Consider the following 21,034-nt stretch of genomic DNA (forward strand, 5'->3'; position numbering starts at 1 on the left):
ATTAACCTCCAGAAGTATAACAAACCCGTTATGCGTTCATAGCGCCTGCTTATTATAAAAGAGGGCTGCTAATTTGTAAATCTTACGATTAAATCTCTTTTGTAAATACTAAAACAAATCATTACGTCTCTCCACAAAAATAAAGGCCTTCCTGTAGATGGAAGACCCTTAAGACACTTCACTTTTTATACGGTTATTCCCGGTAGAAGACCGTCTGGTTTCTGCCGCTTCCTTTGGCCTGATACAATGCTGCATCAGCATGCTTGAACAGCTGCTCTGCCTCGGTTCCTTTGCCTTCGGAAATAGTGATACCCAGCGAAATCGTAATTGCACGTCCCATCGGTGTCGGTAAAATGGCTGTCGTCTGACGAATACGCTCGGCAATCTCCATGACCTCCTGCTCGGTCACTTCATAAAGCAGAATAACAAACTCTTCTCCTCCATAACGGAAACAGAGATCCTCCATCCGTACCTGGCTGCGCAGAACACCTGCCAGTATTTTCAGCACTTCATCCCCAACCGGATGACCGTACGTATCATTGACCGATTTGAAATGGTCGATATCCAGAAGAATCACAGCAAAAGAATATCGGTTATATACCCAGTTATCTGTTATGGCCTGCAGTGCGCGACGGTTCAGCAGTCCGGTAAGCGGATCATGGTTGGCTTCAGCCTGCAGCCGCTTTTCCTTTTCACGGGTCTCTTCTTCCAGCATCATAATCGCATGGTGCAGCTGCCTCGCCTCATAATTCCACCGATTCAACTGTGGCCGATTCTTGCCAAGATGCCCGGCTGCCAGATTCTGCGCATAAGCAGCAAGCAGATATAGCGGTTTGGCTAACCGATGAGACAGCCAGAAAGTGAACAGTATCAATAGAATAATGACCGGTATCAAATAAAGCAAGGTTGAGCGAATCAGCGTACTGGAATACACATCCGTATTCTCAATCGGCGTCTGAAAAATGACCCCCCAGCCTACATTGGAGATGACCGAATACCCGGCCAGATACGTATGCCCTTTGGAGTCCTTGACGATCTGTCTGCCGCTTTGACCCTGCATCAATGCCTGAACTACTTTGTTTTGCTGCATGTTGGTATTAATCATGGAAGAATCGGGATGATAAATAATATTACCTTTACGATCCACGACATAAAAATAGGAACCATCGGTTTTGCGGCTGTTCGTTCCCAGCAGTTCCTTCAGTCGGTTATCCTGCTGCAAATATAGTGCACCCGCCAGCATCCCTTTATATTCGCCTGCGGATGTAAACAAAGGATGGCTCATTAATATAATAGTCCGGTTAATTTTGCCGATATATGGACGGGATATGGTAGGACGTTTGGCTATGAGTGCATCCATACTGGCGGCTGTCGTCAACTTTGTACCTGCCTGATTGAGACTCGCCGGTGAATTCAGTGCAATAGTCTTATCCGGCTTTATCAAAAATACGGCATTAAAAAAACTGCCGGAATTACGGAAATAATCCAGATTGCTCTGTTCCAACTGCGCATCCTCCGCCGGGTGATTCATAATATAGTTGGCACCTTCCTCCAAAGAATGCTGCATGGAGGCAACGAGAGATTCCGTGATATGACTTAACTCACTAGCGTGGATTTCATTTAATTCCAGCACCTGCTGCTCAATCGATTGCCGTTCCTGGGTATATCCAATGAAGAGGCAGGAGAGCAGAATCAAAAAGGAAACCAGGAATGCCAGACCGCCCATAAATGCCGACAGCCGGATTCCCTGCGCCCGTTGGTATATCATTTTCTTCATGGCAATAGCCCCTTTACTGCCTTTAATTAGAATTATTATCGGTTGTAAGAAGCTTAGCGATGAGCATCAATTCGAATGGCAACCGATGAAACAATTATTTCCGATTCTGACTTCTATTTTCTTCCATAGAAAGAGAAAGCTTCCCATCTATTTGTATTCCTTAGGTAAATGATTCTTAAAACAATATGCAAAAAGTTAATAAATCCTGTTTATCTTATCTTTTAAAGGGTAATAAACAGGGTAAGCAATAATATTCATAGTATATTTTGTAGAAAGTTGTCATATTCCACAGATTGCAACTATACTTCAAGACTAAGGAGAATGAGAAAGTGAACATATATATCCAGGAAGCCATTCATAACCAGGAGCCACTGAACATTCATCTGATCAGTGGTGAGACGTATATCGGCACATGTGAAGCCCACCATAATCCTAATTTTTTTATTATTCATACCGATCGTGGAGCACTGACTTTTCCGTACTGGACGATTAAACGGGTTAAATCCGAGATCCAACTCCAGCACTAATATATAATTACCTTTCATTAAATCTGCTAAGATTTCTACTTAACTTGGTTCAGATCTACCCATCAATGATCCCCGGCTTATTCGTATATTCATTTTATAATCCTGACTAACCTCTCATTTTACTTACTTTCAGAAATACCGTCCTGCCCTGTATCTGTTACTGTTCACCTCTGTTCCCCTTACCGATTGTTATTCTACTGTCCTATCGCTATTTACCGAATTGTATATGTAAATCTGCCGCAGGCCAGTGACTATACCGCTGGCCTATTTATATGTCAGCATAATTGGTAGATTGGTCACTGGATTTGCTATCCGGCAGCCGATATAATCGGACTGCGCTTGTTTATAAAAAGGACATTCCGGTTAAGTAACTTGTTATTAGGAAGTCACATAACAACCAGTAAGATAACCCGTCGATAACCCATCTTTTGGTCAATCAAAATGGTCCCAAGTCTAATTTATATTCATGAGGAGAAACCACCATGAACCCTTATATTCAGCAGGCAATCCGCCATAACGATACTTTACATATTCATCTGGTCAGTGGAGAGACCTATATTGGCACCTGTGAAGCTCATCATAACCCCAATCTATTCATTATACATACAGAAGAAGCTTCCCATTCCCTGCCGTACTGGTCCATTAAGCGGGTGAAAAAGGACAAATTGTATTAACTGTTATCGCATCCATCTGTCCATATCCGTTTAATCCACAGCAAAAAAAGCAGCCCCACAGAGATGAGGGAGCTGCTTTCGGATATGCATTTTGACAAGATAATAGTACTGCTTAATGGTACTTAATACTGCGATACAGTGATCGAAGTGTTATCGCCCATCAATGCCAGGTTATTTTGCACAACCTGTTCGCCGGCTTTGAGACCGCTGGTAATCAGCGTTTGGGAACCGGACTGGCTGCCTATGATTACTTCCTTGCGTACGGCATGGTTTTTGCTGACCACGTAGACGTACGCTTTTTTTCCGTCTTTTTGCACGGCTTTGCTGGGTACGATAATGCCTTGTCTGGCATTTTTGCCGATAAAGCTGACATCTGCCAGCATACCTGATTTCAGTTTGCCATCTGTATTGGAGACGGTAATTTTGACCGGATAGCCATTACCGCTGGCATCCATCGGGTTGATATTTTTCACTTTGCCGCTGGTTACGATATTGGAGGAAGCAACACGTACCTGCACCTGATCGCCTGCCTGGATATTGTTGATCTCATCGGCAGGTACATAAATCAGCATATTAACGGTGCTCAGGTTCGCAATCACGAGCGACACTGCCGATGGGCTTGCCATCTCGCCGACTTCCGCATTCTTGGTGGTAACGATACCATTGATTGGCGATTTGACGACTGTATCATTCAGGGAATCCTGGGCGATTTGTACATTCAACTGTGCCTGCTCCAGCTTTTGCTGGCTGGCTTCGATACCTGCTGTACTGCCGGACACTTCCAGCTGACGCTGAGCATTGCTGTAGCCGGAGTTGGCATTCTCGTAGCTGCTGGTCGCATTCTCATAAGCTGCCTTGGCAGTAGACAGTCCTTTTTGTGCAGTTGCCAGTGATTTCTGGGCAGCAGCCAGCTGTTCCTCGGCATTGGCTTTGCCATTTACCGCATTATCATAGGCCGTCTGCGCACTGACTGCAGCAGCCTGAGCCTGTTCCAGTTCAGCCTGGGTAGCCAGTCCATTGCTTGCGAGCGACTGGGTACGTTTCAGCGTGGACTGCGCATTGGTTAATGCCTGCTGGGTTTGCTTAATGGTGTTACCGGCTGTCGAGACAGCGGTCTGAGCCTGTTTGAGCGCTGTTTGCGCCTGGTTTACCGTTCCCTGCGCCTGGTTGATGCTTCCCTGGGCCTGGTTAATCGAGCTCTTGGACGAGATAATGCCGTTCTTGGAACTGACCACACCGGAGTTGGCCGATACCAGACCGGATTCACGGGAATCCTTGGCAGTATTAACGCCTGCTGCAGCTGCAGCCACGTTGGATTTGGCGATCTCCAGATTGTTGCGCAGATCGTCATCTTCCAGCTTGAGCAGTATCTGGCCTTTTTTCACTTCGGCGCCTACATCGACGGCTACAGTCGATACTTTGCCGGAGATTTTTGGCATGATGTTCACAGTGGCGGATGGGGTCACGGTGCCGGTGTAGATTTCACCCTGCCCGATCACTCCCTGCTGCGCCTGAGCTACTTTTACATTCACATTCATGTTCTGAGATGCCTGGCTGCTGGCGTTGCCGCAACCGGACAGGACAACCGTACTGAGCAGCAGTGCCCCTGCAGTTACTTCCCATTTGCTAATCTTCATTGGTTATTCCCTTTCTTTCTGTCTAGAATATGAACCGGCAGAGACACCGGTTATACTTTGCTTTCCTGAAGTGTTTCCTTGGCCGCTTTGCGTCTGCTGATGAACAGGAAGACAAACGGAATCGAACAGAACAGCGGTATGGACGAGACGAGGAACGTATCCGCGATCCCTCTGGAATAGGCATCCAGTGAAATGAGACCCGATACGGTCGATGTCCACGAGCTGCCCAGCATCGCCTGGAACGACTGTGCCGCATCCGGCGTAATCGATTCGGAGATTTGCTGGCTGTGCAGCGCAGTACGGTTCTGCATCAGGAAGGTCAGAATGGCGATCGCCATCGAACCGGCAATCGTACGCACCAGATTGGAAGCGGTCGATGCCTTGCCGACTTTGTCCCGTGGTACGGCGTTCATACCGACCGTAGACAGCGGCATCATACAGATCCCGATTCCCATCCCCCGGAACATCAGTACAATTTGCAGCCACAAATGCGGCGTCTGCGGTGTCAGGGTATGCAGATGATAGGTCATAATACTGGTCAATGTCAGACCGACCAGACCGATCGGTACGATTCCGATCTTGTCAAACAGCTTGCCGGCAAACGGCATCATGACCGCCATCGCTATCGCCTGCGGCAGCAGGATAATCCCGGTATGTACCGGTGATACGGATTGGATGTTCTGCAGGAACAGCGGTGACAGGAAGGTACCACCATACAGACCCATCATGACAAAGCTTGATGTAATAACGCTAATCGCAAACTTGTAATTTTTGAACAGTGAAATATCGATAACCGGATTCTCCTGACCGCTCTCGACGAAGATCAGGAAGACCAGCGCCCAGAAAGCGATGAAGAACAGACCGACAATCTTGAAGGAATCCCAGCCGTCTGTCGAACCGCTGGACAGTGCGTACAGCAGTGTACCCGCACAGGTCGCTGCCAGCAGGAAGCCGAGCAGATCGAACTTGACGATGGCGCCTTTTGGCGGTTCCTTGATCAGCAGGATAACCATCAGAATCGCGAACAAGGCGACAGGCACACACACGATAAACAGGAAGCGCCAGTCGAACCATTCGATCAGATAACCACTTAGCGTCGGACCGATCGCAGGAGCTGCCATCGCGGCAATTCCCCAGATTCCGAGCGCCATACCGATCTGTTCACGCGGAATAATTTTGTAGACGATGGTCATACTCAGCGGCATAATAACGCCGCCGCCCAGACCGGCAATAATACGCGCCGCGATCAGCGACGTGTCGCTCCAGGCAAAAATGCAGAATACAGTTCCCAGTGTGAAGAGACTGAGCGCTGCAATCAGAAACTTTTTATATCCGATGCGCTGCTCCATGAATCCCGTAATCGGAACAATGATCCCCGAAGCCAGTGTATAGCCCGTAATAACCCATTGAATTTTCGTCGTGGTTGAACCCAGATCTGTCGTCAGCTGAGGAATAGCCACGTTGATCAGACTGTTATTCAGAATGGCGACGAACGCCCCCAGCACAATGGCAAAAAAGGCTAACCAGCGTTCTCTGGGTGAATCACTGGGAGGAGCAGCGGCGATTTCATTAGTAGCCACTAAAGACCCCTCCTTCTTAGGATGTATGAATTTTCACTTCAACGTTACTGCCCGGAATTAGTTTCATGTCCTTTGGTACGCTCAGAGCGATTTCTACCGGAATACGCTGAGTGACTTTGTTAAAGTTACCGCTTGTATTGGTTGCAGCGATAGAAGCAAATACCGAATTGGACGCCTGTCCCACTTTGCGCACTTTACCCTGGATCACCTGATCACCTGCGGCATCCAGTGTAATGTCTACCACTTCGCCCGGCTTGATGCGGTCGATATCGGTCTCTTCAATATTGGTGGATACATACAGATTGTTCATATCCGCCATAATAGCAACTGCAGAACTTGGAGAAGCAATCTCGTGTTCTTTGGAATAGACTTTGATCACGGTACCATCGATTGGTGCGCGCAGCACGGATTTGCTGATGACGCTGGAATCGAGTCCGGATACATTTTGCTCGGCGATCGGTTCGTTGCGTGTCAGCACATCGCCTTCTTCTACATCAATATGATCGATTTCTGCCGTGATTTGCGGCATCACTTTGTATTGATCGGCAGTAATGCGGGCATCATCACTTTTTACATAATGTGCACCTTGATACCAGTAGTAATACACCAGTGTGCCACCACTAACGACCAGTAACACGACTAGAATGGATAAAACAATCTTTCTACTCACTTACTCCACCTCTGCTGTTCAGATAATTTTGGTCATTCTACAGGCTGTCTATGCGCTGCTGGCTTATCCAACCAGTTGTCAACGCAACATGCCTAAATGCTAATTCTTGAATTTAAGATAGCTAATAGCAGCATCAGATCATCTCCGGCCTGCCAGCTCTTGTCTACAAGAATATGTACATCCATGAATCGAATCAAGCCACTATCATGGCGGAGTATTACCCACTGAGGTATACAACCCACGCTTCAACAGATCAAGCTCCAATGCAAAATTCCGGAGCACCTCATCATACTCCGCTTCCCCGGCAAAAAACTGAATAAAGTTCTGAATAATGATAGCCCTCAGGATTTTGATCAGATGAAAAAGTTCCTTCTCATCCTTGATATTCAGCCCCGTACGGTTGATCAGACTCATATAATTCCGGTAAAACTCACGAATCCGCTCAGAGGTCGTGGGATTTTTCACATCCAGAATCAGCTTGTATTCAATCTTGTAATTCATGTTGAGGAAAATGTTACGCGCAAAATCACGATGCTCATGGTGCATAAACCGATGCAGTGTTGAGTCAAAAAACTCTGCTGAAGAGGCAAACAAATCACCCTTGTGCTTGACCGCCATAGCCATCATCAGCTCACGGTTGCTGGCACTGTGCTCCTCCAGAATGTAAAAAAACAAATCTGCCTTGTCTTCAAAATACTGATAAAAACTGCCGCGCGGTATGCAGGCATCCTTGATAATATTCGCAATCGACGCATCCGCCAGCGAAGCCCTGGAGAATTCCCGCATAGCCGCATTCATTAGATTTTGCCGCTTCTCGTCCGGCAGGTTAAAAAAGGTTTTTGTTGGCATACATTCACTCCACTGCCCCCCATAGCCTCCGGTTGAGGATCATAATCAAAGCTTGCTGCTGATACGCAAAATGTTCCATCAGATGTAGGCAGGCACAATTTGTTGTCAAAAGTTACATAAAGAATTATATGTGACACCGTGTCATGTGTCAATGTTGTTATTTAAATATATACATATAAAGTGGTAAACTTCTGTTACACGAAGATTTTGACAACATAAATCGTTGGAAAACACCATTTTTCCATTCTGTGCTGCATCTGTCTGGATAATATCCCAGAACGAGAAAAAAAGAAAAGCAGACGCCAGTCGGAGAACAGGCTGCAATCATCATTGACTGCCATCTGTATCCAACTCGTATCTGCTTGTTGAGATTACTATCGCTTGCTGCTGATCTATATCAACTCAGGCTGTCGGACAATGCGGTGAAAATAACGCCCAGCGCATGTGCTCCCGCATCCGGATAGCCAATACTGCGTTCACCGACCGTACCTGCACGGCCCATGCGGGCTACGATATCCTTGGTCTGCTCCGCGCCCTGTACAGCTGCTTCCGCTCCCCGGGCAAATGCGGTCTTGAGATCAGTACCGGACTGTGCGCTCTCGGACCAGGCATCTGCACATGGCACAAGCGCATCGATCAACGTCTTGTCTCCCACGACCGCCCCCCGTCCAAAGGAACGTTCACCGGTCGCCTGGATGCCCCGTACAGCTGCATGCAGCATATCGGCAAACTGGGCGACTGTCACTTCCTGGACGTCTCCGGCTGCCTTGCCTGCTGCCCGGAAAGCTGAACCCCAGATCGGACCGGATGCTCCGCCGCAGGCTTCCATAATCACGAGTGACGAAGCATTCAGGAAGCTGCCAATACTCAGCTGTTCCTGAGAGAGAATATCCTTCCATTCCCGCTTCAGCTGACGGAAGCCCTTGGCGATGCTCATCCCGAAATCCCCATCACCGGCATGGGAGTCCAGATCGCAAAACGGCACTTCATTATCGATAATCACTTCGCTCATCTTGTCGACAATATAAATCAGATTATTCAGCGTCAACGTGTCTTCCTGGATGACTGCATATTCTGAAGAAGTCTCCACTTTGAACGATATCGGATGATCCGCAGCCAGTTCTTCCACAGCCGCTGTATAGGAGACCGGTTCGACCGGACCGGATACTTTGAATGCCGGTGTATCGCTCTCATGGGACAACAGCGTCTTCAGTTCATCATCCAGCTTCATAAAGGTCAGCGATATGCCGGCCATATCGATACTGGTCATATAATTACCTACAAAAGCGCGGTTGATATGGATATTCTGCTCCGCCAGTTCACGGGTAACCGCATGATTGAACAGATACAGCTCCTGCAGCGGCGTCGCGCCGAATCCGTTCACCAGTACGGCAATCTCGCCGGTATAGCCCTGGTCCAGCTGCATGTCTTTGAGCAGATCGTGGACCATCCGCTGTGCCAGCGTATCTGCAGATGCCATGGCATCCCGCTCAATGCCCGGCTCGCCATGAATGCCGACTCCGTATTCCAGTTCGTTCTCACCCAGTTCGAATGTTGGTGATCCTTTGGCGGGAACCGTACAGGATGTCAGGGCAAAGCCGATACTGCGCACACTCGCGGCTGCTTTCTCCGCAGCCGCTTTGACTGCCTGCAGATCGCGTCCTTCCTCTGCTGCAGCTCCGGCAATTTTATGTACAAGCACCGTACCGGCGACGCCTCTGCGTCCTACCGTGTACAGACTGTCCTCGACAGCGATATCGTCGTCGACTTTGACATAATCGACAGTGATGCCGTCTTCCTCGCACAGGTAGGCAGCGTTCTTGAAGTTCATCATATCGCCGCTGTAATTTTTGATAATGAGCAATGCACCCTTGTTACCGGCTGTCGATTTGATCGCCTGGTACACCTGAATCTGGGAAGGGGAAGCGAATACGTCTCCACATACTGCGGCGTCCAGCATCCCTTTGCCGATATAGCCTGCATGCGCTGGTTCGTGCCCACTTCCGCCGCCGCTGATCAGGACGACTTTGTCCTGCGGGATGGTCTTTTTCTTGATGAATTTATATTTAGGGATCAGTTCCAGTTCGGGATGGGCCAGAACCATGCCTTTGGCCATTTCCAGTACCATGTCTTCCGCTTTGTTCATTACTTTTTTCATTATTGTGCCTCCTCTGATCTGTGGGATCGCTGTGAATCGGGCTGCTGCACAGCAATAGGTGCAAACAGTATATATTACCCCTCAATTCGCTGTTTGTCGCAGAGGTTCGACAAGCGGCTTGATTTCTCCCGGCTCGGAAACATAATAAGCACAGGATTCCCTCCAGCAGATCCCCTTCAGTAATGAAGCAGACGTCCCTGATCATTCCATTGTCCATACATTTTATTGTCTCTGGTACAAGTAATAAATTTGTTCAATCGCTTCTGAAAAACCAGCGGTTGATGGATATAGCTCTGGATCGTATCGATGCGAATATGACGGTACAGGGAGGGGAAAGCGATAAAGTTCTCGTATACTTGATCCTCCTCTCTCAGCCGCTGCCAGATCAGTTCATGAATTTGAAAAGAAGCAGGATTCATATCCGGCAGCACTTTCCTTCCCTCCTCTTTCATAAAACCAAGCTTTTCAAGACGGCGTACACGTTCTTTATTTAATTCGGTCCATGAGCTTATCGGGCTTCGTGGAGAAACACGCTGGGCGAGCTGGTGATTGGACATTTTCTTTTTGATTCCATCGATCCAGCCAAAACACAGTGCTTCCTCGACAACATCCAGGTAAAGCAGCGTATCCGCTGAAGGAGTCATACTCACAATCACCCAGCAGCATCTGGCTGTCTGACTGTGCTCTTCCAACCAGTTCCTCCATTCTTCCCGGGTACAAACCGTAACAAGATTTTCAATTTCGATATATACCGTCTCCTCTTTGCATAGTATCCTGCCAATACGTTTTGGCTGTTCTTGAGATACAGGATCAGGCAGAAGGAAGAGGCGGCTGGCTGGCATACCAGTAGAACACATAATCCGTCATCGTGGAAGCGTAACCCTGCTGACGCAGCATGGTGGAGATATTGCCACGATGATAGGTTCCGTGATTGGCTACATGCAGCAGAATCTCCGAGAAGCTGACTTCGCGAATGCCCGCATAGGGATTATCAACCAGAATGCGCTGCTCCAGGTCTGTCTGTTCCTGCAAATAGCCATGGTACTGCTCCGACAATTGATTTAGCATCTCTCTATACGTCCCGATGTCTGCCATTACCCGGGTAGCAAAAGACATACAGTCCTGCAAAGCTTGCCCCATATTGGCACCTGTCATTACTCTGTACCACATCTCGTCGACAGCACACATATGCGAGAGTGCATGCGCAATCGTCGGGAAAGAACTGTTTACCTCCTGACTCAGTACAGCAGGCGGTAGTTCGGCGATTCGGTCCAGAATAGTGTGTGTGGCCCAGATGTGATAATTGAACATTTCTACAGGGTGGTTGGTCATGGATAACATTCTCCTTTGGTAAAAGCATGAATTGGGTTGGGAACTGTTATCATTATAAAAAAAGAAGTATGACAGCAGTCTGTCATACTTCTTCATACAGCCGGAGCGCTTTTTGCAATTGTTCTCTGAGAATACTGCGAAGTGCAGTCGGTGCCAGTACTTCTGCTCCGCTGCCCAAACTCAGCAGAACCGACCAGAGCCATCGGGCTTCCAACGGCTTGTATACATGAATCCGCATCGTCATGCTGCCATCCTCATGAAATTCCCTGTCCAACTGCTGGAACTGATCCAGTGCTTCCGCCAGCGCTTCAGGCTGCACCCGGATCACTACTTCTTCCGTATCGCGGGTGGCATCGCTCCATTCTGTATCGGTCCATCGGGTCAGCCTGTTTGCTTGCAGTATTTCACGATGGCTCTGAAAAGGCTCTGCCGTCAGTTCCACATCCATCATACGTGACAGGCGGAATTCCCGATATTCCTGTCGGTTCCGGCAGTATCCGTACACATACCAATTGCCGTATTTGAAATAAAGATGTACCGGCTCCATCTCGCGGGTAGTGCGTATATTGTCTGCATTAATATAACCAAAACGCACTACTTTTCGCTCTGTAATTGCTGTGCGCAAATGAGCAAGCACATGGGGGGCCGCACGCCTTGTCTCCAGATCGACAGACAGGCTTGGCGGATGATGCTCCGCTTCGATCGTCTGCAGCCGTTCAATCGTCTTTTGCACATGCTTGTCTTCGAATACAGAAGACAGACTGCGCAGCACGGTGATCAGGGAAGCCACATCATAGGAGCCCAGCAGGCTTTTGTCCATTTTGTAGCCCTGCATCATGCCGTATCCGCCCTGGCTTCCCTGATGCGAGATCACCGGGAAACCGGCGGCACAGATCACATCGATATCCCGGTAAATGGTGCGCGGGGACACCTGAAATTCTTCGGCCAGCGTGGCGGCGGACAGCACTTCATGATTAAGCAGTTTATAAATAATGGAGACCAGACGTTCCAGTTTCATGTACAGCTCCTTATCCTACAAATAATGATTCACTGCCATCGACATAGACGATCGAACCGCTCACATGAGCAGACTCTTCCGACAACAGGAATAGCACAACACTCGCTACCTGCTCCGAGGTGCCTTTTCCTTCCGGCAGGGGTACGGTTCCTTCCGGATATTCGACTTCTTTGATTTTCATTTCTTCCATCTCCGGCAGCTGGTTGCCGGTTCCCTGAATATTGGTCTCAATCGATCCCGGTGCCACAATATTCACGCGGATATTATACGGCGCCAGTTCAAAGGCAGCCATCTGTCCAAAGGCGGCAATCGAAGCCTTTGACGTACTGTAAGCCGCGAATCCTTGCTGGGAAAATACACGCGTCCCGCTGAGCGAACTGGTCAGTGCGATACTGCCGCTGCCGTTTTGCTTCAGGTAGGGAATAACATACTTGACACTGGTAAAAGCACCTTTGACATTATTGGTCATTGTGATATCCCATTCCTCGTCCGGTATCGCTTCGATCGGACCGACGACACCGAGAATACCGGCATTGGCAAACAGCGTATCGATCTGGCCCCACTGCTCTACGATTTGCTCCAGCGCCTGTCGGTACTGGGCAGGTACCGATATGTCAGCGGTAAAGACCAGTGCTTCTCCACCGGCCGCCTCAATGACCTGCTTGGTCTCCTGTACTTCTTCGTCGGTCTTGTTGATTAGTCCGACTCTTGCTCCTTCGGCAGCAAGGCGAATCGCCGCTGCACGGCCAATGCCTGATCCGGCACCTGTAACGATAGCTACTTTCCCTTTCATTCGGTCCATAGGTTCCAGCTCCTCTGTTATGATCTGTTCTGGCAGTTTTGCAGGTAAGTAAGCGTTATCTTTCCGCTTTTTTATTACCCCTGATCAGCCGTAGTGACTTCATCAACATGGATTTGGAACGACTTTTTGCAGATAGATGAAGTACAGATTTGCCTTATGCCGATATGTTCATGGAACGGCATAGGTAGAGGGCGATGTACGCACAGTCTCCCTATATGAGATGTATGGCGCAGCAGTAAGAATAGAAGCCACTGAATACCAAGTCAAAGGGTCATATAGCCGCCGTATCTCGCCAGATATTCTTCCTTCTCCTTGTAATCCGGCATAATGCCGCCAACTTTACGCCAGAAGGAACGGTCATGGTTCATATGCAGCAGATGGCACAGTTCATGCACGATCACATAGTCGATGACTTCCACTGGTGCCATAGCGAGCCGGTAGTTGAAGGTCAGCTTTTTGTCAAAGCTGCAGCTGCCCCACTTAGTGGTCGATTCGACGATGTCGATACTTTTGGGCTTGACCTTTAGCTGCTGCTGATAGGCGGTAATCCGCTGGTTGATCACTTTTTTACAGCTGGAAAAATAGAATTTTTTGAGCTGTGTGCGCAGCTCTTCTTCGCTGGCCTCTCCGATCTCGATCAGATCTTCAAGCTTGTGCTCCCGGCCAAGGTACATAAAGGTACCATAATCCTGATACGTCCTTGCTTCCGGTGCGGGCTGTCTGCTGCTTAACCGGCGCAGATTGTCCAGCACCCATTCGCTGTGCTGCTCGACGAGACGGATAATAGCATCTTCCGGTGTGCCGTTCGGTGCCTTTACCGTTAAAAGACCGCCCGGGTCGAGCTGGATGGATACTTTTTTGCGTTTGGAATATTGCACATTGCATGCTATGGTCTGGTTCTGAATCGTAATGTTCATCGTAATCTTCTTTCTGTATGGAATCTAAGGTGTTCTTATCATATCACACCCTGCCAAAAAGCAGCAGCACTGTGATAAGCGCTGCTGCCGATTAGCTTAGACAGACCTGATAATCCGATTAATCCTTATTGTTTTCACAGAAAGACAAACACAAACAGCCTGCAAGTTCTCTGCCATTTGCTGTTTGTCGTTGGCCTGCCGACTTACATCACCTGATCGGTCGGACGGATCAGCACTTCGTTAACTGCCACATGTCTTGGACGTGTCACAATATATTCAATCGCATCCGCAATATCCTGTGCTTCCAGCAGTTCGATATCACTGAAGCTCTTCATGCTCTGTTCACGAACTTCCTCACGCAGATGGGTGCTCAGCTCCGTCTTCACTGCACCCGGCTCCACAGCGGATACACGAACGCTCTGACCAGCCACTTCCTGGCGAAGCGCATCGGTAAAGGCAGCCACACCGAACTTGGTCAGATTGTAGACCGCACCGCCGGCCATCGTTTTGCGTCCGGCAACCGAACTGATGTTGATCAGGTCGGTCACTTTGCGTTCCGATGTGGAAGCGCTTTTTACCAGATGCGGCAGAGCGGCATGGGAGACATACAGCAGGCCGTTGACATTAATGGATACCATACGTTCCCATTCTTCCAGCGGTGCATCCGATGCCGGACCGAGCAGCATGACGCCGGCATTGTTGACGATGGTATCGAGACGTCCATACTCTTCTACCGTACGTGTAACGGCCTGTTTAGCCTGCTTCTGGTCGGTAATATCGGCTTCGATGACAAGTGCTTTGCCACCACTCGCTGTAATCTCTGCCGCCAGCTGTTCGAGACGATCTTTGCGGCGTGCGACGATAGCTACTGCGGCTCCCTGTGCAGCCAGCGTCTTCGCTGTAGCTTCACCAATTCCGCTGCTTGCTCCTGTGATCAGTGCGACAGTTCCCTGTAATTTTGGTGTCATGGGTGAACACTCCTCTGTGGGTTATCGTTAAGTGGCTTATGGACTGTGAATTTTATATATGTGCTAACTTTGTATTACCACTCGCACGCCGCACTAATCACTTATCGCAATTTTATTTCTCAAAATTTAATTTACAGAGGTAGTTTCTGCCCATGTCCATTCTATTTACAATGCGTGCATATGGGCTGCCGCTTCCTGCCATGGCACCGAATAGCCCTGCCCTTTGGCGCAGAAAATCGAAGACGAGGAATAGAGCGGGTCGGCATCCTTGCGGTACTGCTTGTGCCTGACAACCTCTTCTTGATTATGACAATGCTGGTATCCCCCGAATGTCAGACTGATCATGCCCCTGCCATGGGTAAAAGAAGCCAGCTCCGCACCATAATTCATGAACGTCGCTACCGGTACCGTGCCGGTCAGCAGACAATGCGCAGCCGTCATTTCCGGAGAAGCAATCGTGCCATGAGCCTGCTGCACATCCGACATGATTCGTCCCATATGCTCCAGCTCGGCTCTGATTCTGAAATGGTAATACGGTTCAAGCACGATATTGTCTGTCTGTTCCAGTCCCTGGCGAATCGCCCGATAGGTCGCTTCCCGGAAGTCGCCGCCGCTCGTATGCTTATTATGTGCCCTGCCAGTGAGTAGTGTGATCACCGTATCGGTCAGCGCTGCTCCGGTCAGCAGACCATGATGCTCACGCTCCAGCACATGCTGACCGACCAGATTCTGGTAACCGAGAGCCAGCTGATCGGGATGACAGGCATTGCGGAATACGATGCCGCTGCCCGGCTCTCCCGGTTCCAGCTGCAGATGCACCTCGGCATAATGTCGCAGCGGCTCAAAGTGACCATAGCCTGTCACCGGGCGGGTAATTGTCTCCTTGTACAGAATCTCCGGCGGCTCAAAGGTAACCGCCAAGCGGAAGCGGTCCAGCAGCAACTTTTCCAGAATTTCCAGCTGGATCGCGCCCATTACCTGAATATGCAGTTCCTGCAGCTGTTCTTCCCACGTCACTCCCAGTGAAGGGTCCTCTGCTTCCAGTTCGCGGAAGATACGCAGCACTTCACGGATCGGTTGTTCAGGCGGATAGTTCACCCGGGAAGTCAGGGCAGGTACCAGGTGAAAAGGCTGCTTGCCCTCATAATCTCCCAGTCCCGTGAGCGGCCCTGCCCCGGTCAGTCCGGTGACCGCGAACAGTTCTCCGGCAGTAATGCTATCTGCTGAACGGTACTTCTCCCCACTGTAGATACGTATACCGGTAATCTTCTCATCCAGCATCTCCGCGGAGAGCGATGCATAGGTTAGACTGTCACGCACCCGCAGCGTACCTTGCAGTGCCTTGATATAGGTAATCCGGTGCCACTGCTATCATGGCCGATTTTGTATACCTGTCCGGCAAAAGGCAGCTGCTCATCATACTCCGTCACCGTCAGCCGATCGAGCTGCTCCAGAAATTGGGCAATACCTTCATCCTGCAGCGCCGATCCGTGCATACACGGATACAGTCGGCATTCCCGGATCATCCGGATCATCGCCTGTTCCCAGTCTGCTGCGGTCATCCGGCCATCCAGATAGGCATCCAGCAGCGCTTCATCACGTTCTGCCAAAAAAGTCTGCAGCTGCTCATCCACTGGCTCGACTTGACCCGGCTGCCAGGAACGGGTCAGATCCGCAGCATCCGGTGTCAGCAGCTCCCGGATCTCCTGCAGCACCCGGTCTGCATCCGCACCGATCCGGTCCATTTTGTTAATAAAAAAGAAAGTCGGGATACGGTATTCCTGCAGCAGCTGCCAGATGGTCTCCGTGTGCCCTTCAATGCCTTCGACAGCGCTGATCAATACGATCGCATAATCCATCATGCGCAGTGCCCGTTCCATTTCGGCCGAGAAGTCGGCGTGACCCGGCGTATCAAGCAGATAATAGACCGAATCTCCATACTGCATCACGGCCTGTCCGGCGAATACTGTAATGCCGCGTGCCCGCTCAATCTCATGATGATCGAGAAACGTATCCTGATGATCCACTCTGCCCCGGCTGCGAATACTCCGGGTATGATATAAAAGCTGCTCTGCAAATGTCGTCTTGCCTGCATCCACATGAGCGAGCATGCCAATTGTTTTATTCATATTCGTTCTCCTGATCCTGTTCATAATATGGCTGCCAGCCGGTTCATCCGCCTGATCCCGTTCGACAGCAGCTCGTCTTATGTTACCCGATAACCCGGCTGCCTGCCAGCACACAAATACCGGACTTCCTGGCTGCGGAAGTCCGGTATTTGTAGCTATTATCTGTTTATTTATTCAGGCAGCTGGCTCTGGATCAGCCATTCACGGCATTCCGGCCACCAGCGGTCATATTCCGCCGATTCACGGTGTCCCATATTTGGAATCAACGTAACCGCTACTGTATTGCGGTGATCGGGATACATGTCAGCCATCTCCGCCTGGAAGCGCAGTGCACCATCCGGCGGTACATGCGTGTCGTCCTCTCCGCATATAAAATGAATCGCCGGGTGATGACCATAGGAAGGGATATGGGTCAGCGGATTGAGCTGATTGTACCAGTACGCCGCATAGGCATCCGGCTCACCGGTCGGCACAGCTGTACCGGGCTGGCGCACGTCTTCCATGCCCGGACGCAGCCAATCCGGCGTCGCTGCGACTGCAGCCACTTTGTGAATACGGTGATCGATCCCAGCAGCTGCGACAGCGATATCGCCGCCCATCGATAGTCCGCCTATTTGCACATAAGGGTCTACCTGCATCTCCCGGATGGCCCAGTCGATTACACGCAGTGTATCCACCGTCGTCTGCCCTAGAATCGGCCACATATACCGCTGGAAATTGCCGAATACCCGGCCAAACAGATCTTCTTCTCCAGCAATCCTTCGTTCACCGTGCTGCCAGGCATCCAGACTTACTGCGATAAATCCGAGCCCGGCCAATTCCTCCAGCATCGGCTTCATCGTTTCCTTGGAGCCGCTAAATGGATGCAAAAGAATAATCAACTGCCGCCGGGATGGACTGACCTCCGGCTCTGCCCATAATACGGGGATATGATCCACCCATGCAGAGTTGGTAACAATAGAATGCTGTTCATTCATTATGTAACCTCCCTGATTGTCCAGTCTTGTCGTCTGAACATCATTATAATCTCGCTTTCATTACATACTTCTCCTACCACTACCTCTCTTCCACTTATTCGAAACATTCGCATGTCAAAAAACCTCTTCCGGCATTTGTCCCGATGACTCAGGAGACAGCCGAAAGAGGCGTTAATAGTACAAGTAATCAATAGCTTGGGCTTTGGACTTGGACGTTAGACCAGCGTCTTGAGCGCTTCGGTCGTGAACATCTCGATCTCGTCCGTACGATTGTCACGAACCTTGTTCGGCCAGGCCGGGTCGCTGATTAAGGCGCGTCCGACAGCGATCAGATCGAATTCCTGATCTTCCAACTTCTGCAGCAGCGGATCGATATGTGCTGCCGGATCATCCTCTTCCACCTGCTGTGCACGGTTCGCGAATTCGGATTTCAGACCGACCGAACCTACAGAGATCGCCGGTTTGCCGGTCAGCTTGCGTGTCCAGCCAGCCAGATTCAGCTCGGAACCTTCAAATTCCGGCAGCCAGAACCGGCGCGTCGATGCATGGAAAATGTCCACACCAGCACTTACGAGCGGCTTCAGCAGCTGTTCCAGCTGTTCCGGTGTCTCTGCGAGACGAGCCTGGTAATCGGACATTTTCCACTGGGAGTAACGGAAGATGATCGGATAATCCGGACCGACCGCTTCCCGGCAGGCTTGTACGACTTCAGCCGCAAATGTCGTACGTGCGACCAGATCGCCGCCATAACGGTCTGTACGCTGATTCGTACGTTCCCATAGAAACTGGTCGATTAGATAACCATGCGCTCCATGCAGTTCAATCGCGTCAAAGCCGATTCGCTTGGCATCTGCTGCTGCCTGTGCGTATGCCTGAACGAGCTGATGAATCTCTTCTTCGGTCAGCGGTTCATTGACCTTGTTGCCTTCAAGATCCAGCCCGGACGGTCCGACCGGAGACGCTTCGGGATTCGGTTCATCTCCCGGTTTGCGAGCCATGCCGACATGCCAGAGCTGAGGTGCAATTTTGCCGCCCGCTTCATGTACGGCTTCGACGACCTTTTGCCAGCCGGCCAGTGCTTGTTCGCCATGGAACAGAGGAATGGTAGCTCCACTCACTGCCGATGGATGGTTAATGGCTGTGCCTTCCGTAATAATCAGTCCTACACCACCTGCTGCCCGAAGCCGGTAATATTCCGCAACTTCGGGTCCAGGTACGCCACCTGGTGAGAAGCCGCGAGTCATCGGTGCCATAACGACCCGATTGCTCAGCTCCAGCTTGTCACTCTGAAAAGGTCTGAATAAGGATTCTGTGTTCATGTTAACGTCCTCCTTGCATATGATGGATTACTTGATTATTTTTCGTAACAACAATACCTTAGCATAGTGATATATGTAAATCAAACCGGCAGACGCCGAATGACAGGTACGGCAGCATCCAGATCGATGCGGTATACATCCGGATTGCTCATCGTCTCCCATTCTGCAAATCCAAACTGTACGTCCCACGATCTCAGCAGCAGCGAAATCAGATTGCCATGCGATACGATAGCCGGACGCTGATATCCCTGATCCACAAGCTCTGTAATTACCTGCATCGCACGTGCCGCCGCTGCGCTGCTGGACTCTCCACCCGGGTAGCACAGTTCCGGCTCATCATAGGTACGCCGGAGCATATCACGCCAATCCGGTGCATCCTGCCCGCAGAGCACCCGCTCGATCAGCCGGTCGTCAGTTACGATATCCAGCCCGATCCGCTCGGCGAGAGGCTGGATGGTACGATATGCACGTTCATAAGGACTGCTCACAATCCGGTCCACCCGCTGCAGTGCCGCCAGCTTGGCCAGTGTATCTGCCTGCCGGTATCCACGTTCGGTCAACGGTGCATCAGGAGCCTGCCCCTCTGCTTCACAATGACGGATAATATACAGATTAGCCATAATTCACGTACTCCTCCTTGTTACAGCCAGCTCGGAAGATGTCTGCAGAGCTGGCTGATTGGGTGAATGGGTGTATGCTTATTGTTCGCTATTCTCTTTATTCCTGTTCTCTGTTTCTGTTCTTCATTCCTGCTGGCTCAATCCATGAGCTGCCGCATAATTCCCCCAGTGCGGTCTGCGGCCATCGATATCGGTGAATCCATACTCGTCAGACAATCCCCAGCTGGATAATGCCTGTCCCGACTTTTCCATAATTTGCGGATCAGCTGCCAGGGAAGCAATCGCCCGGCCGACAAAATAAGGCGTCTCCGACTCGCCGAAATGCTCCGCATGCAGCATGCCGCCATGCACAGCATCCTGCCAGTTCTCCTCGGTCACACGGTAATGCTCCAGCATTTCCTCGGAACGCAGAAATCCCGGTGTCACAGAGACAGCGGCTATATCGTACGGACGCAGATCGACCGCCATCGCTGCCGCCATATGAATCGGCGCGATTTTGGCGAGACTGTAGTACAGACTGCCACGATAGGAATAATCGATTCCATCCGTCACTTCGACGATCAAACCGCATCTATTGCCTACCATCAAGGAAGCTGCATAATGACTCGTGATCAGATGCGTCTTCAGCACACGATCCTGGATGAGCAGTCCATTACTGAGCGAATGCTGCCAGAAAGGCGTCTCCCATTCGGTAAGTTTCTCGCCGCCCCAGATGTCGTTCACCAGAATATCCAGCTGACCGTTCTGTTCGGCGGTGATGCGTTCTATCAGCTGCCGAACCTGCTGCTCATCGGTATGGTCTACCCGGGCAGCTATTCCCAGGCCGCCCTGTGCCGTTACCAGCTCGGCAGTGTCTTCAATCGTCTCGCTGCGATTCAGATCGGAAGGCTGACCGCGCACACTGCGTCCCGTACAATATACGGTGGCTCCCGCTTCGCCGAGCATGACGGCAATTCCTCGTCCGGCTCCGCGCGTCGCTCCGGCGACCAGCGCTACTTTTCCCGTCAGATCTCTTGTCTGTGTGTTCATGTGGGTCACTCCTTTGTGTTGAGCTTTATTTGAATGATACCCTTTGATCAT

Annotated in this window: 18 protein-coding genes and 1 pseudogene; 2 read left to right on the forward strand and 17 right to left on the reverse strand. The window is 50.3% G+C overall.

Annotated elements, in window-relative coordinates; genetic code table 11:
- Positions 1 to 193: 193 nt before the first annotated feature.
- On the reverse strand, positions 194 to 1,777 hold the full coding sequence (locus M1D61_RS12930) for a sensor domain-containing diguanylate cyclase (protein WP_458118978.1): 1,584 nt from the start codon (positions 1,775 to 1,777) through the stop codon (positions 194 to 196).
- A gap of 329 nt (positions 1,778 to 2,106) precedes the next feature.
- On the opposite strand from M1D61_RS12930, the gene M1D61_RS12935 reads away from it, so the two are divergent.
- Together M1D61_RS12935 and M1D61_RS12940 are read left to right on the forward strand one after the other, a co-directional pair.
- Positions 2,107 to 2,304, forward strand: a complete 198-nt coding sequence (locus M1D61_RS12935) for a hypothetical protein (RefSeq protein WP_458118979.1) — start codon at positions 2,107 to 2,109, stop codon at positions 2,302 to 2,304.
- Between the two features lie 482 nt (positions 2,305 to 2,786).
- On the forward strand, positions 2,787 to 2,978 hold the full coding sequence (locus tag M1D61_RS12940; RefSeq protein ID WP_458118980.1) for a hypothetical protein: 192 nt from the start codon (positions 2,787 to 2,789) through the stop codon (positions 2,976 to 2,978).
- Between the two features lie 122 nt (positions 2,979 to 3,100).
- Here M1D61_RS12940 and M1D61_RS12945 read toward each other — a convergent pair whose 3' ends face one another.
- The 16 genes and pseudogenes from M1D61_RS12945 to M1D61_RS13020 all read right to left on the reverse strand — a co-directional run bounded on the left by M1D61_RS12945 (position 3,101) and on the right by M1D61_RS13020 (position 20,983).
- Positions 3,101 to 4,615 carry an efflux RND transporter periplasmic adaptor subunit gene (locus M1D61_RS12945; RefSeq protein WP_458118981.1) on the reverse strand — a complete coding sequence of 505 codons (1,515 nt, stop codon included), beginning with the start codon at positions 4,613 to 4,615 and terminating at the stop codon, positions 3,101 to 3,103.
- 50 nt (positions 4,616 to 4,665) lie between these two features.
- Positions 4,666 to 6,195, reverse strand: a complete 1,530-nt coding sequence (locus M1D61_RS12950; RefSeq protein WP_458118982.1) for a DHA2 family efflux MFS transporter permease subunit — start codon at positions 6,193 to 6,195, stop codon at positions 4,666 to 4,668.
- 16 nt (positions 6,196 to 6,211) lie between these two features.
- The gene (locus M1D61_RS12955; protein WP_458118984.1) at positions 6,212 to 6,865 is read right to left on the reverse strand and encodes an HlyD family secretion protein; all 654 of its coding nucleotides are present in this window, start codon (positions 6,863 to 6,865) and stop codon (positions 6,212 to 6,214) included.
- Between the two features lie 204 nt (positions 6,866 to 7,069).
- The gene (locus tag M1D61_RS12960) at positions 7,070 to 7,714 is read right to left on the reverse strand and encodes a TetR/AcrR family transcriptional regulator (RefSeq protein ID WP_458118986.1); all 645 of its coding nucleotides are present in this window, start codon (positions 7,712 to 7,714) and stop codon (positions 7,070 to 7,072) included.
- A gap of 397 nt (positions 7,715 to 8,111) precedes the next feature.
- A complete protein-coding gene (gene dhaK, locus M1D61_RS12965; RefSeq protein WP_458118988.1) occupies positions 8,112 to 9,872 on the reverse strand; it encodes a dihydroxyacetone kinase subunit DhaK in 1,761 nt (586 codons plus the stop codon).
- 176 nt (positions 9,873 to 10,048) lie between these two features.
- Positions 10,049 to 10,618 carry a YdeI/OmpD-associated family protein gene (locus M1D61_RS12970; RefSeq protein ID WP_458122503.1) on the reverse strand — a complete coding sequence of 190 codons (570 nt, stop codon included), beginning with the start codon at positions 10,616 to 10,618 and terminating at the stop codon, positions 10,049 to 10,051.
- Positions 10,619 to 10,682: 64 nt separating this feature from the next.
- A complete protein-coding gene (locus tag M1D61_RS12975; RefSeq protein WP_458118989.1) occupies positions 10,683 to 11,204 on the reverse strand; it encodes a DinB family protein in 522 nt (173 codons plus the stop codon).
- Between the two features lie 82 nt (positions 11,205 to 11,286).
- On the reverse strand, positions 11,287 to 12,222 hold the full coding sequence (locus M1D61_RS12980; RefSeq protein WP_046214487.1) for a helix-turn-helix transcriptional regulator: 936 nt from the start codon (positions 12,220 to 12,222) through the stop codon (positions 11,287 to 11,289).
- Between the two features lie 10 nt (positions 12,223 to 12,232).
- Entirely contained in the window at positions 12,233 to 13,024 is a 792-nt protein-coding gene (locus M1D61_RS12985; RefSeq protein ID WP_458118991.1) for an SDR family NAD(P)-dependent oxidoreductase, read from the reverse strand.
- A 263-nt stretch (positions 13,025 to 13,287) separates the two neighbouring features.
- The gene (locus M1D61_RS12990) at positions 13,288 to 13,941 is read right to left on the reverse strand and encodes a M48 family metallopeptidase (protein ID WP_458118992.1); all 654 of its coding nucleotides are present in this window, start codon (positions 13,939 to 13,941) and stop codon (positions 13,288 to 13,290) included.
- A gap of 203 nt (positions 13,942 to 14,144) precedes the next feature.
- Positions 14,145 to 14,909 (reverse strand): SDR family NAD(P)-dependent oxidoreductase, encoded by a 765-nt coding sequence (locus M1D61_RS12995; protein ID WP_458118994.1) that lies wholly within the window; start codon positions 14,907 to 14,909, stop codon positions 14,145 to 14,147.
- Positions 14,910 to 15,074: 165 nt separating this feature from the next.
- Positions 15,075 to 17,038 (reverse strand): annotated as a pseudogene (locus M1D61_RS13000) (GTP-binding protein).
- A 170-nt stretch (positions 17,039 to 17,208) separates the two neighbouring features.
- Positions 17,209 to 18,015: a dienelactone hydrolase family protein gene (locus tag M1D61_RS13005; RefSeq protein ID WP_458118995.1), complete on the reverse strand. Its 807-nt coding sequence runs from the start codon at positions 18,013 to 18,015 to the stop codon at positions 17,209 to 17,211.
- 215 nt (positions 18,016 to 18,230) lie between these two features.
- Positions 18,231 to 19,334, reverse strand: a complete 1,104-nt coding sequence (locus tag M1D61_RS13010; protein ID WP_458118996.1) for an NADH:flavin oxidoreductase — start codon at positions 19,332 to 19,334, stop codon at positions 18,231 to 18,233.
- Between the two features lie 80 nt (positions 19,335 to 19,414).
- A complete protein-coding gene (locus M1D61_RS13015) occupies positions 19,415 to 19,954 on the reverse strand; it encodes a histidine phosphatase family protein (RefSeq protein WP_458118997.1) in 540 nt (179 codons plus the stop codon).
- Between the two features lie 123 nt (positions 19,955 to 20,077).
- Positions 20,078 to 20,983, reverse strand: a complete 906-nt coding sequence (locus M1D61_RS13020) for an SDR family oxidoreductase (RefSeq protein WP_458118999.1) — start codon at positions 20,981 to 20,983, stop codon at positions 20,078 to 20,080.
- Positions 20,984 to 21,034 lie beyond the last annotated feature (51 nt).

This window comes from Paenibacillus sp. Z6-24 (genome assembly GCF_054161335.1).